The sequence below is a fragment of the Anaerobium acetethylicum genome (genome assembly GCF_900096945.1).
Lineage (GTDB): Bacteria > Bacillota > Clostridia > Lachnospirales > Lachnospiraceae > Anaerobium > Anaerobium acetethylicum.
Genome location: NZ_FMKA01000022.1, coordinates 1 through 13,581 on the forward strand (window position 1 = coordinate 1; position 13,581 = coordinate 13,581).

General features: G+C 43.4%; 10 protein-coding genes. 7 read left to right on the forward strand and 3 right to left on the reverse strand.

The window, feature by feature from the left end; genetic code table 11:
• The first annotated feature begins 274 nt into the window (after nucleotides 1–274).
• The 4 genes from BJR36_RS14225 to BJR36_RS14240 all read left to right on the forward strand — a co-directional run bounded on the left by BJR36_RS14225 (nucleotide 275) and on the right by BJR36_RS14240 (nucleotide 3,538).
• On the forward strand, nucleotides 275–1,189 hold the full coding sequence (locus BJR36_RS14225) for a sugar phosphate isomerase/epimerase family protein (RefSeq protein WP_091235537.1): 915 nt from the start codon (nucleotides 275–277) through the stop codon (nucleotides 1,187–1,189).
• Between the two features lie 33 nt (nucleotides 1,190–1,222).
• The gene (locus BJR36_RS14230; RefSeq protein ID WP_091235538.1) at nucleotides 1,223–2,185 is read left to right on the forward strand and encodes an EFR1 family ferrodoxin; all 963 of its coding nucleotides are present in this window, start codon (nucleotides 1,223–1,225) and stop codon (nucleotides 2,183–2,185) included.
• Between the two features lie 155 nt (nucleotides 2,186–2,340).
• Complete coding sequence (locus BJR36_RS14235) at nucleotides 2,341–3,291, forward strand: flavodoxin family protein (protein WP_091235540.1); 951 nt, start codon at nucleotides 2,341–2,343, stop codon at nucleotides 3,289–3,291.
• Nucleotides 3,292–3,343: 52 nt separating this feature from the next.
• Nucleotides 3,344–3,538, forward strand: a complete 195-nt coding sequence (locus BJR36_RS14240; RefSeq protein ID WP_207648878.1) for a DUF2798 domain-containing protein — start codon at nucleotides 3,344–3,346, stop codon at nucleotides 3,536–3,538.
• Nucleotides 3,539–3,673: 135 nt separating this feature from the next.
• On the opposite strand, the gene BJR36_RS14245 is transcribed toward BJR36_RS14240, so the two are convergent.
• On the reverse strand, nucleotides 3,674–4,447 hold the full coding sequence (locus BJR36_RS14245) for a MurR/RpiR family transcriptional regulator (protein ID WP_091235543.1): 774 nt from the start codon (nucleotides 4,445–4,447) through the stop codon (nucleotides 3,674–3,676).
• 340 nt (nucleotides 4,448–4,787) lie between these two features.
• Between BJR36_RS14245 and BJR36_RS14250 the strand changes: the two genes are divergently transcribed.
• Entirely contained in the window at nucleotides 4,788–5,561 is a 774-nt protein-coding gene (locus BJR36_RS14250; protein ID WP_091235545.1) for a hydroxypyruvate isomerase family protein, read from the forward strand.
• 25 nt (nucleotides 5,562–5,586) lie between these two features.
• Complete coding sequence (locus BJR36_RS14255) at nucleotides 5,587–6,672, forward strand: Gfo/Idh/MocA family protein (protein ID WP_091235546.1); 1,086 nt, start codon at nucleotides 5,587–5,589, stop codon at nucleotides 6,670–6,672.
• A 126-nt stretch (nucleotides 6,673–6,798) separates the two neighbouring features.
• Here BJR36_RS14255 and BJR36_RS14260 read toward each other — a convergent pair whose 3' ends face one another.
• Both BJR36_RS14260 and BJR36_RS14265 read right to left on the reverse strand, forming a co-directional pair.
• Nucleotides 6,799–9,246, reverse strand: coding sequence for a GH39 family glycosyl hydrolase (locus BJR36_RS14260; RefSeq protein ID WP_169823710.1), 2,448 nt, complete (start codon nucleotides 9,244–9,246; stop codon nucleotides 6,799–6,801).
• A gap of 24 nt (nucleotides 9,247–9,270) precedes the next feature.
• Nucleotides 9,271–11,703 (reverse strand): GH39 family glycosyl hydrolase, encoded by a 2,433-nt coding sequence (locus tag BJR36_RS14265; RefSeq protein WP_169823711.1) that lies wholly within the window; start codon nucleotides 11,701–11,703, stop codon nucleotides 9,271–9,273.
• Nucleotides 11,704–11,936: 233 nt separating this feature from the next.
• Between BJR36_RS14265 and BJR36_RS14270 the strand changes: the two genes are divergently transcribed.
• Nucleotides 11,937–13,490, forward strand: a complete 1,554-nt coding sequence (locus tag BJR36_RS14270) for an extracellular solute-binding protein (RefSeq protein WP_091235552.1) — start codon at nucleotides 11,937–11,939, stop codon at nucleotides 13,488–13,490.
• Nucleotides 13,491–13,581: the final 91 nt, after the last annotated feature.

A 13,581-nucleotide genomic window follows, 5' to 3' on the forward strand; every position in this document is an offset into this window, starting at 1 on the left:
TCTCGCTTAGATGAAGACGTAGTGGTACGTAAGGACGCAGAGTACGCGTCCTAAGTACCAACGTCTTCATAAAGCTGCTCATTGAATCATGTTTTTCATCACTGTTTGATTGCTGGCGAAGGTGTGAAAATTGACGACGCCGGACGTTACACAGGGGTTTGATACGCTAATGTAAAGTAAGAGTCAGAATTAAATTTATAATTAGAATTTGAATTAAAATCAGAATCAGAATTAGAGATAGAGATAGAGATAGAGATAGAACAGGAGGACGAATATGAAATTAGGGTTTGTAAGTGCAATATTGGATCAGAGCAGTTTTGAAGAAGTAATCGATACGGCGAGCGAACTTGGGTTCGGGTGCGTGGAGCTGGCGTGCTGGCCGCAGGGAAAGGCGGAACGCCGTTATGCGGGCGTGAGCCATATAAATGCAGATGATTTGAGCGAAGAAAAGATTGCGTATATCAATGACTACTGCGCAAAGAAAAATGTACAGATTTCTTCACTGGCATATTATCCCAACGCAATGGACGGGGATCTGGAAAAAAGGAATGCAGCGATTGAACATCTGAAAAAACTGATCGTGGCAAGCAGCCGCCTTGGAATCGGAATGGTGACCACTTTTATCGGCAGGGACCAGACGAAAACGGTGGAAGAAAATCTCGAACTGTTCAAGGAAATCTGGCCTCCGATCATTAAGCTGGCAGAAGAGCATAAGGTTAAGGTTGCGATCGAAAATTGTCCGATGCTGTTCGGAGCTGACCAGTGGCCGGGCGGTCAGAATCTTGCGACCACTCCGAAAATCTGGAAAGAGCTTTTCGCAATCATTCCAAGCGAATACTTTGGTTTGAATTATGATCCTTCTCATTTTGTATGGCAGATGATCGACTATATCAAACCGATCTATGAGTTCAAGGATAAGATTTTCCACGTGCATTATAAGGATATCAAGGTCTACAAAGACAAGCTTGATGAAGTGGGCATCATGGCATATCCGTTAAGCTTTATGTCACCAAAGCTTCCAGGCCTTGGAGACGTGGACTGGGGAAAATACGTAAGTGCGCTTACTGACATCGGTTATACAGGATGCACCTGCATCGAAGTCGAGGACAAAGCGTTTGAAGGATCCCAGGAAGCGGTTATGAACAGCCTTAAGCTCAGCAAAAAATATATGGAGCAGTTTGTAATTTAATTAGAAAGTCGCATTATCTAAGGAGATAAAGACATGAAAGTTCTGATAATATATTTTTCGCAGAGTGGAAATACAAAAAAAATCGCGCACTCCATCGCAGAGGGAGCGCGAGGAGCAGCTGAAGTTGTTGACATAAAAAGTATCAAGCATGTGAATTACGAGATGATGCAGGACTATGACCTGATTGGACTTGGAAGCCCTGTTTGGAAGGCGGATCCGCCTAACATCAGAAGATTTTATGAAAATGCACCGGACCAGAAGGGAAAACACATATTCTCCTTTGCGACTCATGGAACAATGCCGGGATTTTACTTCCCGGTTGTACTGCCTAATTTAAAGAAGGCTGGATTTACGGTTATCGGCAGTGCGAGATGGTATGGAAATGTCGTAATGCCTGGAATGCCGGAACCTTATTATACAGCAGGCCATCCAGATGAGCAGGATTGTGAAGAAGCGAAGGAATTCGGAAAAGAAATGGTATTGCGAAGCAGGAGGATTTCAGCAGGAGAGACAGGGCTGATTCCTCCAATGCCGAAAAATGATATTGACCCTGATCAGGCAGTCGCAATCGTAAATATGCTCTTGGAGTATGGAAATCCACAGGGGAAGATTATCAGGGATCCGGAGAAATGCATCTATCCAAAATGCAGCTGCTGTATGGATTACTGTACCATGGATTATATCGACTTAAGCTGCACTCCGCAGAAATTTGGCAGTGAAGGCTGCTGTTGTGATGATAATCACGAATGTGCCTGGTGCTTTATGATATGTCCGACCGGTGCTATCCGCCTGGATCCGGATGTTTATGAGCACATCAAACCATCAATTGGCGTGAGAAAAACATTGTTTGAAAAAATATTGAATGAAGCTGAAGAAAAGGGAGATTTTCGCAGACATGTGCCTGCAGATGAGGTCGGTTTCAATACCCCGTATGTAATTGCACATCAGAAACATCCATACTTCAGGGTTCCGCCAATGAATCAGAACGAAGATTAATGAAACAAAAGGCCGGGGGAGAGGAAATACGAAAGTAGTACCAGGAATCCGGCAGGATAATAGTAAAAAATAAAGTAAAATAAAAATCAAAAATAAAAATAAAACCAAAACCAAAATCAAAACAAACCACCAACACTACGAATGGAGAAAATAGCATGAAAATTTTAGGAATTTCGTTTGGAAGAAAAACGAAAAACGGCGATATCATGGTAAAGCATGCCTTAATGGAAGCACAGGCGGCAGGAGCTGAAGTAAAATTCATCAATACAATGAGTATGAAAATCGGACACTGTGTCGCATGCGGAGCCTGCAGCAGGGGAAGAGACAACGGAAAACAGATCAAATGTATTTTGAAAGATGATTATCTGGAACTTGAGGAAGCGATTTTAGATGCAGACGGTATTATCGTTGCAGCTCCGGTATATTCCATTGCGCCGACCGGACAGATGAAGAACTACATCGACCGTTTCGGAGCAGCCCATGACAGGGCGGCAGCGCTTGCTGAACAGGAAAAACGTATCCAGAAAGGCAATGTCGAACTTCTCGATCCACGCGTTCTTGCGGACAAATATGTAGCTTATATCTCAGTCGGCGGAGCAAAGACGCAGAACTGGGTATCCATGGGCCTTCCTAATATGCATATTTTCGGAATTTCTACTGTCATGAAGACGATCGGACAGATCGATGCCTACAATATGGGAACAATCGTGAGCCCTGTTTTAGATGACGATTTAATGGACAGAGTAGGAAAGTTAGGCAGACATATGGTCGACTCCGTTGGCAAACCGTATGACGAAGTGGAATGGATGGGAGAGGAAGGCGTATGCCCAGTATGCCATAACTCTTTGATTACAATCGGAAAAACAACAGATGTGGAATGCCCAATATGTGGAATCAGCGGAAAAATCGCTATCGAAAATGATGAAGTGAAGGTTACCTTCAGCGAAGCAGAGCAGAAGAGAGCGAGAAATACCCTGGCCGGATTAGATGAGCATTACCATGAAATCCAGAACTTCGTGGCTGAGATAGGGCCAAAAATTGAAAAGAACAAAGAAAAGTTAGGAATGATGTTAGGAAAATATGAAAAATTTGAATCTACATATTAAAATTTCCAGGCAGAAATATAATACGCTATACAACATGGCTGTCGGAGTATGTATGCCGCTGGTGATGAGTACATTCGTTACATTGGCCAATAATGGCCTCAATTCGGGATTTGGCATCTACTACCTGCGTACTTATATTGTATCGGTTGTAATGTCAGTTCCGGTCAGCATGGTCTTGATGCCTCTGCTTACCAAGATAATGAGATTAATGATTGTGGTTAAAGAAGCAGAATTGAATAAGCAGTAATGCAAGATGGAAAAAACGGGAACAGCCGCAAAATCAGTGATTGATTTTGCGGCTGTTCCCGTTTTGTACGATGACTTCAAGCTGTGCATATGTTCAGGGCGGACTTTAACGCATTGCCAAGTGAGACAGATACCCTTATAAATAGAGTTCGCGAAATCGTATCGACAATAGATTCAAATACATAGAGAAGCGGTAATCATCTATTATACCAAGTGCTCCCTCGAAACAATAAATGTCGTCCGCGTATTTTTGAAATAAAGGATAGTGTGCATCCGTTAAGATAAATAATTGAACATTCTTTTCTTTTATCCGCTTCAAGATGTCATTGACACTGACAGCATCCTGAACCACTGGAAGCGTCATAATGATAAGGTCTTCCGGTCCCAGTTTTTTGATATCCTCCATTTGCTCAAGCGGTGATGTTTTGATTTCTGTAGCATGTCCTGCCATAATAAGATCACCTTGAAAACGGTATTCTGAAAAAATAATACCATTTGTATAAAAATGGATATTCCTGCAGGAATGAATCCAGCTTGCGCGGCGGTCCAGTTCTGCTACATTTAATTCTGACTTCAGTAATTCAATCTGAGTACTCAGTAATTCCAGATATGCTGTGATTCCATCTTTGTATTTCGCCTTATCGTTAAAGGATATATACCGATTCAGAACTTCGTAGTTTTTTACAGAATCAACTAAATTACTTTTGAATTCCTGGAAACTGCGATATCCCAATTTTCTGCTCAATCTGCTGATTGTGGTCGGTGAAACATAGCATATCTCGGCAACCTCATAAATTGTGGCTGATTCCATTTTTTCCAGATTATTCAATATAATACCAACCACGTCGTGGTAAATGTTACTTTTATTACTGCTGTTATAGTAAATCTGCAATCCTTCTAATGCATGCATTATTCTTGAATACTCCTCTTATATAATTTTTTTGCGATTATACTTTTCGCTAAACAAACGCTTTGATTTATCAGACATTCAAAATATCGATATCTATATCATTATAACATCATATTCGCCATTTGCTAACCATTTTGTAACTATTTCGGACTACTGGACTAATGAACAGTTTCCATATTTTATCCATTATCAGGTGTCTCAGCCGAGAGCCGCCAAAAAAGTTTCTGATACAGAAACTAGTAAGCATGTAAGGCGACTGAAAATCCAGTTTCCGGTGTTACTATTAGTTTAGAAACAATAAGCTTGAGCTTTAGAAAGCAGGCTGATAAAGGAGGAATATATGAAATATTCGGTATGTATAGATGCGGTATTTATGAACAAAGGTTCTTTTGCCGATGCAATGAAAAAGGTAAAAGAGGCAGGCTATCAGGCTATCGAATTCTGGACCTGGTGGGATAAGGATATTGAAGAAATTCAGAGACTGCAGAAAGAACTTGGTCTTGAGGTAGCAACGTTTTGCACAAAATTTGTAAATCCAGGCGATAAGGAATTTCAGGAAGAATATCTGCAGGGATTAAAGGAAAGCATTGTGGTAATGAAAAAATTAAACTGTTCGACTTTGATTGCCCAGGCAGGCTGGGAGTTTGACAGCTTTTCAAAGGAAATCACCAAAAAACAGCATAGGGAAACTTTTTTGGATACCATGAGAAAGGCGGCAGAGATGGCGGAGAAAGAGAAAATAACATTGGTCATTGAACCGCTGAACCTGTTGGTGAATCATCCAGGATATCATCTTTCCACTTCAGAAGATGCTTTTGATGTAATCGACAGGATTGGCAGCAGCAATGTTAAAATCCTGTTTGATATTTATCATCAGCAGATTACAGAAGGAAATCTCATTCAGAATATAACGGGAAATATAAATAAGATTGGACATTTCCATGCTGCTGGCAATCCGGGAAGAAATGAAATTACAAAAGGTGAAATCAATTACCGTAACGTATTTGAGGCAATCGGGAGGACAGGATACGAAGGATATATTGGGCTTGAATATATGACGGATGATAATCCAGTGGCAGGGTTAATTGAAGCAAAAAATAAGATATTAATTTAATCGAAAAAAAGAAAGAGGTAGAAAAATGAAGGACAACAAAACGATTTACAAAGTAGGTTTAATCGGCTGTGGATGGATTGCCGAAGATAAGCATATTCCAGGTTTGATAGCAAACAAGGATGTGGAAATTACGGCCTTATGCGATCTTGATGTGGAAAAGGCAAAAAAACTGGCAGGATTGTTCGGCCTTGAAAAGGCGCAGGTATACTCGGACTATAAAAAATTGCTGACAGAAGCAGACACGGATATCATCCTTATTGCTACACCGAATCCGCTGCATTGCGAAATGACAGTGGCAGCATTAGGGGCTGGAAACCATGTTTTATGTGAAAAGCCAATGGCAACGACTAAGGCAGAATGCGAAGAAATGATTGCAGCGGCAAAAGCATCAGATCGAAAACTGACTGTCGGGTATCAGTGGAGATATCGTCCTGAGGCTCTCTACATTAAGGAAATGTGCGAAAAAGGGGAGCTTGGAGAAATCTATTATGCAAAAGCGCATGCTGCCCGCTACAGAGCAGTACCAAAGTGGGGGGAATATTTATCTGGAAAGAATGGTGGAGGTGTACTAATTGATGGAGCACCGCATGCACTTGACCTGACACTGTGGACAATGAATAATTATGAACCAGCCAGTGTAAAAGCCCACACTTACCACAAAATGGCACAGAAACCAGAAGGAAATATATGGGGTGGCTGGGCAGAAGATGAGTTTAAAGTGGAAGATTCCGGTTTTGCAATCATTACGATGAAAAATGGCGCGACAGTGTATCTGGAAGCGGCATGGTTGATTAATATGCTGAGTGGCGATATGAAGACAACCTTATGCGGAACGGAAGCAGGCGTCGATATGTTTAATGACGGAGGGGTCCGCATTAATGGTATTGCGCATGGGAAGCCTTATGTATCAGAACCGGATATGAGTATCCCCGGAGCACCGTTTGCCATAAGGCCTGTAGCGCCGATGTACCGCGAGACACAGGAATTCATCAAAGCTATCCGTGATGATGAAGAGCCATTTATCAAACCGGAAGAAGCAATGGTAGTAACACAGATTATTGAAGGGATATACGAATCAGCAAGAAGTGGGAAAGAAGTATTTTTTGAGTAAGAGAGAGTAGGATTTCTTTTGGCTCTTTATCAGTTTTGGCATGGCTTTTGGGAGCTGCGCCAAAGCGGATAAAGAGCCAGTTTTATGTTCAGCTGGCAGATGTTTTTTATGTACAAAGGCACAATACTATAACGTCCTCGAAATACTGATATAATCGACTTCATGGGGATCAAGCGTAATCGAAATCCTTATGTTTCCATCCTCACAGTTCGTATAAGCGATATCCTGTCTGGGAATGCAGATGCTTTTATAATATTCCGTCTCTGACTTCTGCAGGTTCAGCATCATATACAGAAGCTCTTCGGGAGTGGAATTCCCGTGATCGAGAATTTCCAGGCACTCATCCAGGAAGCTTCCGTGCTGACGGTTGAGGATATGGGTTCTGATCTTGTATCTTCCCTGGGGAAGGTTTGTCAGTTCAAACTGAAGATTGTTCGGTTCAGCCTCACTGAATACGGTGTAGGTGTTCCAGAAGCTGATTTTCTCACGGCAGTTGATGCAATAGTATTTGTTGTAGTGCACGTAATTGTAAGCAAGCAGCTGATACTGGTTGTCATAGGAAGAGGTCATGATATGGCCCGGTCCCTGGCTGATCAGCTCATTTCCCAGCCTGGACAAGAACTCGTAGGCGAAATAGGAAGGCTTTTTGATCCCGTAATTATCAATCAGCCCGATTCCTGCTGTATTATTTGGTCTGGGATCTACAAATTCATTGGAGATGTCCGTGAAGATCCAATAGCCGATGCCATCTGCATCATGGAGCAGATCCAACATATTCTTGCAGATAAAGGCTGCCTGAAAGGCAGAGTTGGGGACAAACACTTCCGGAGAGAGGTTGGAATTGCATTCTGTCACATAGAGTGGAAGGCGGGCTGGAAATGTCTGCCGGATAAGGCCTTTCATATGCTGGAATGTGCGTCTGAACCTGTTCGGATCAGGCGAGATAATCTGAAAATGCGTGTCGTCAGTACGGTCTTTTGGTCCTGTATTCATATTTGGCTCGTATGGAAACAGATAGATGGAAATGAAATCGGGGACAGTCTTTTTCCGGACAAAAGCATTCAGGATAGCAAGGAAATTCTCAATGGATCCGCTGGTATTGAATCCCGGTCCGCCCAGCCAGGCAGTGGGAAGGTATTTCTTTATGACTGCCTTATAGGACAGAAATTTATCCAGATATTCTTCAGGTGTTTCCAGCGGAACCAGATATTCGTCCTGTTCCGACCACAATTCGAATTTCCAGCGGGATACGTAATCAAGGCCAAAACGGTTGATGCTATGTTTTAGCAGGGCTTCCAATGCATCCAGCCTGTAGGAAAGTGCAGCGGATGCCTTTACCGGGTCTTCGACGGAATGCTCCTGTTCAAGATCGTAGGAAGTCTTATCCGGCTTATTCCCTAATTCTATAAAGGGACAGATATCGTTCCTGTAAAATAAATTGATGATATCATCAAAATTCGTGAAATCGTAAACGGCCATATCGGGAATGCGGTAGAAGATTTTTTCGGAAAATACATTCTGGAAGCGGGCATACTGGAAGTGAAAACGGCTCTGACATTCTAAAAAGATTTCATAAAAATTGTGGGACAATACATTCTGTGCCAGTCCGACATTTAAGATCTGGAGCCAGGGAGATTTCATAGGCTCCCTACGGGCGGTATCCATGGTGATCAGATGGACGCCGCTGCCTGACTGCTTTGCATCGATGACTGGGGAGAACAGGCTTTTCAAATCCGTTTCCTGCTTATAGGGTGCCGTATCACTGGAGTCTGAGGGCTTCATTATATTCTGGCGATATGCGCTGGGAGTGGTGTTGTAGAATTCCCTGAATACCTTATTGAAAGCCGTAGTGCTTGCAAAGCCGTTGTTGAAGGCAATCGTGGTGACGGAATGATCCGTTTCCTTCAGTTCTTCCAGGGCGTGCTCCAGACGCACCTGATTCAGATAGCGGCTGAAGGTCATGCCAAAATTCTGCCGGATGAATTTGGACAGATATTGGGGAGTAAGGAACATATGGTCTGCAAGCGTCTGCTGATTTAGCGGAAGGATATAATTGGTGTTGATATAATTGGAGATTTTTGCAATCCGTTCAGCATGATGGAGCTCGTTGCTGGAACTGTTTTCCGAGCTTATGGGAACCAGAAGATATTCGTTGACGCAGTCTATCAGGGCATATAAAAGGGAACACATCTGCAGATTGTTATCTTCTTTCTGATAAGCCATGATCATATCCGTAAGCAGATTCTTCAATTTCGCATAGTCGCTCTTTCGTCCGATGGAGGAATTGCATACAACCTGACAGCCCGGTCTGATCATGCTCTCGAAGAGGCTGCAGGTCAGGCTGACATCCAGGATCTGATTGTCTGAAATAGAATCAAATTTGTACCGGATGCCGGGATGAATCAGGATAATATCATCCTTTTCCAGGATGTATTTCCCATCGGCATCTTCCATGGATATGGTCCCGTTTAAGATCATGCGGAAATGGTACTGGTCAGAACTGTATTGAAGAAATCTTTTTATAGTGAGAAACCCCATATCAATCGAGGTTGCAACATGGGAAAACAGATACATAATAGCCTCCATTCTTTAATTCGGTTACAGATGAAAATCGATTTCAAATAAAATGATATTGTTGATGGTCAGGTGACAGGATAACTCTAAAGTATCGGAAACTTCAGCCTTCGATATCTTGAGGTCCGGGATGCTGATCTGCTTCAGATAATCAATCTCGTCATTGCTCAGATCCCTGGGCGTATCCATCCGGAGCCATTCGTGCAGGATATTTCCGTGGTTTTGATTGACAGTGCTCTGCCGTATCGTATAGGTGCCGTCACGGAGCCCGCTCAGGCGGAAAGTCAGATCAAGCGGAGGGAGGGGCTCAAATGCAGAAGAAGGATTCCTCAGTATTTCAAATTCTTTCGGGTTATTGCAGAAACGCTCGTTAAAATAGCTGTAATGATAAGCAAGGATCTGAAAACTCTGGTCGGATTCCGCAGTGATGATATAATGGTCTCCTTTGCCGATCAGGCGGTCACCAAGCTTCTTCAATAAGAAAAAAGCATAATAGCTTGGTTTTTTAATTCCGTTTCTGCTCATCAGCCCGTTTCCACCAAACAGGATATCTGCGGAATCCCCGTATTCGATGGAGATATCGGAGAAAGTCCAATATCCAAGCGCATCCACCGCAGAAAAGTTATCCAGGGTTTCCTTGACGATAAAGGCAGCCTGGTAGGTGGAGTCGTTGATGTAATTTCGGGAAGAGATATGGGTGCTGTATTCAGTCGCATACAGTTCCGGCTTTTCTGTGAAATGCCTGTTGATCAGAGCCCTGATCTGGCTGATGTATTTTTTGTAGAGATCTTTATCCTTTGAAAGCAATATGAACGGTGCACCGGATTCCGTAAACTTAGGGGTCTCCGGGCGGATGTAGGGGTACAGGTAGAAGGAGATGAAGTCGGGTGCCAGATGGCGCCTGATCAGTTCCCTGATCGTGGATTCCAGACAGGAGACCGGGATAAAGGTGTTGAATCCCGGACCTCCGACCTTTGCGGAAGGAACAAAGCTTTTTATCGTCTGGTATACAAACTGAAAACGCTCGGCATAGGCCTGAGGGGGTTCGATAATGGTCATGATGCTGTTGTATTCCATCCATAACTCGAACTTCCATAGAGAGACCTCCTGGAAACCGTAGCGGTTGATGCAGTTTTTCATCAGCACGGGAAGAAACTCTTTCATGCGCCGGTTATAATCCACCTGGCTCCGGTTCAGGGACAGCTCGTCGATATGCTGATGTTCTTTATACATGATATGTGAGCTGTTTCCAAGATCAAAAAGAGGATACATATGAATGGAACGAAGAAAATCGATAATCCGGAAAATCTTGAGCATGGAGTAGGTGGTCGTGCCTTCGGAACTGTAGCTGTCAATCAGGTCGAGGATGCCCTGGATCCTTCCATACCGGAAATGAAGTTCCGACTGAAGCCCTGTCAGATGCTCACGGAAAGACGGCTTTTCAAAATTCTGAGGAAAGCCCAGATTAATCAGTTCCATCCAGGTCGGACGAATTGGTTTTGACTTGGAAATGGTTTCTTCCACTACCACTTTGAGGGATGATTCGGCGATGGAATTGCCGCCGTCGGCTGCATGGATATTGTCGGTGATAAAATCCTTTGCAAGGGCAGGCTCACTGATCACAGCGTCCTGTTTCAAGTCGGAGGGCTGTCTGGAATCTTCCAGGTTCTTCCGGTATTCGGAAGGGCTGAGGTCGTATGTATGGAGGAAAAGCTTCTGGAAGGCCGACAGATTCGGAAATCCACAGGACAGTGCGATTATATTGGGCGGAATAGAGGTATATTGAAGCTGTTCCGCCGCGGCCAGGAGTCGGATCTGGTTCAGGCACTCGTAGAAGGTCAGGTTCAGGTGCTGCTTCATAAAACGGACCAGGTATTGAGGTGTAATTTCCATATAATCGGCGAGGTCCTGCAGTGCGATGGAAGTAGGGTAATTCTGATGGAGATAGGAGAGCAGCTTCTGAAGTTTTTTCTCCTGTTTATTTTTTGGCTGGTCGTGATCCGGTATGGGACCGACAAATTCGGTACTGATGTAATGGAACAGCTGGTAGATGCTGGACAGCAGATGGAACCGGTTTTCAGATAAGTCGCTGTAGTGTACAAGGGCAATCTGTGCAATATACATGCGCAGGACAGAATAGTCCCGGTCCGTGTCGGCAGCAGAGTTGCATACGATGCGTGGGTAGGATTCTGAAAACGCCTCCTTAAAGAACAGATAGTCAAAATGGAGTTCTAATATCAACGCAGAGGCTTCGCTTTCCAGATGATAGGGTTTATCGGGCAGAATCAGCAGGACATCCCTGTCTGAAAGATGAAACAGCTGATGATCCAGCGTTATGATGGCATTTCCGGTCAGCATACATAAGAATGTAACGGTCTGGGAGGCATAGTTTACCGGAGCTGTTAATTTATATACAATCGCCTTGCTATTGGACTGGTTTTTGGTTAAATGATACACTGGACACCTCGAATGTGGATTTTTAAAGTAAAAACAAATGAATATATAAACATTATAGGATGGAAATGTTAACATTACAACAAAATTATGAACCTTTTTGAAAGGTATTGGGCCGAAGCTCCTGAGACACGAAAAAACAGCCGGCAATCTGCATGGAACTGATTATGGATGACGGTGTCGGAGCAGCCCTGATTTACTATAATGGGAATATAAAAATTTAGGAGGTATCATTTATGAAAAAGTTTCAAAAGCTATTGGCGCTCCTTTTAGTGGCAGCCATGACAGTGACCATGTTAAGTGCGTGCGGCAATTCAGAGAAGGCGGATACGTCTGCTGATACTGAGGCAGAAACAGAAGCAGCTTCAGATGATGAAGAGATGGCTGAGATCAATGTCATGGTTTTATCCCTTGGAGCCATGGGAGAAGGCAAGACGGAAGTCGAGAACCAGATCAATGCGATTACCGAAAAGGAAATCAATACCCATGTAACCTTGAATTATGTGGAAGTCGGCTCTTATTCCGAACAGCTGAACCTGGCGATTACCGGAAATGAAAAAGTAGATCTCTGTATGACTACCCCGATTCCGGGTTCAAACTTCGTGACACTGACTGCAAACAATCAGCTGCTTCCTCTGAATGATCTGCTGGACGAGTATGGCAAGGAAATGCAGGATGTGGTTGGAGATCTGGTAAAAGGTACAACTGTAAAGGGAAATATCTATGCGGTACCTGCTTACAGAAACCTCGTATCAAGCACCTATATCATTGCAAGAAAAGACCTGCTTGAGAGCACACAGCAGCTTGATGCCTTTAACAACATGAAGACATGGACAGAATATGAGAATATCATGAAAGCCGTTACAGCAAACAATGACATAGCTGGTATCAGCAACACGGATGCCCAGGGAACAGTCATCTCAGTGTTACAGTCATTCCTTGATGCAGAAAACATCGCAGATGCTTCTTCCTATGACGGACTTGGCGATGGCTATAAGCTTATTGCATGCGACGAAGATGGAAAGGTATTCAACTATTTTGAATCAGATGAATACAAAACCATGATCGAAAGAGTAAACAACTGGTATGAAGAAGGCCTGGTATATAAAGATGCCGCTACTTCAGACCAGACAGGTGATGAATTAATGAAATCAAATGTTTCTTTCTCATTCGTTGGAATGGCCGAGATTGGTGTCGAGTCATCCAAAAAAGGAGCAACAGGATATGATGTGGCAGTGCAGAAGCTCAACACGGCACCGATTACGACGAACAGCTGTACAAAATTTGACTGGGCTGTTCCTGTAAGTGCAACAGAAAAAGAAGCAGCTGTCAAATTCCTGAACCTGATGTATACAAACAAAGATATCGCAAATCTCCTTGCCTGGGGTGTTGAAGGAAGAGATTATGTTGTAAAAGACGGTGTTGCAGCATTTCCTGAGGGCGTGACCCGTGATAACGTACAGTATCATACTGCAGACTTCCTGTATGGCAGCCAGTTCCTTGTATATCCATGGGAAGGTTCACCTGCAACCCTCAGAGAAGAAGCAGCAGCAGAGATGAAAGATGGCGGCGTGTCTCCTTACCTCGGATTCAGCTGCGATACGACAGTGATTTCAAATGAACTTGCAGCAATCAGCAATGTAATCAGTGAATATGCACCTACATTGGAAAGCGGAACAACAATCGAATATTATGATGATTTTATCAAGAGTTTAAAGGATGCCGGTGCGGATAAGGTTATCGCAGAATATCAGACGCAGCTTGATGCATGGCTGGCAGAACAGAAATAGTAACTATTCAGGACTACGTCCTTCATAGTCACATGTGAGACAGGGGTTCTGAACAGTTACCAGAAATAAACAGATAACACAGCGGCATATC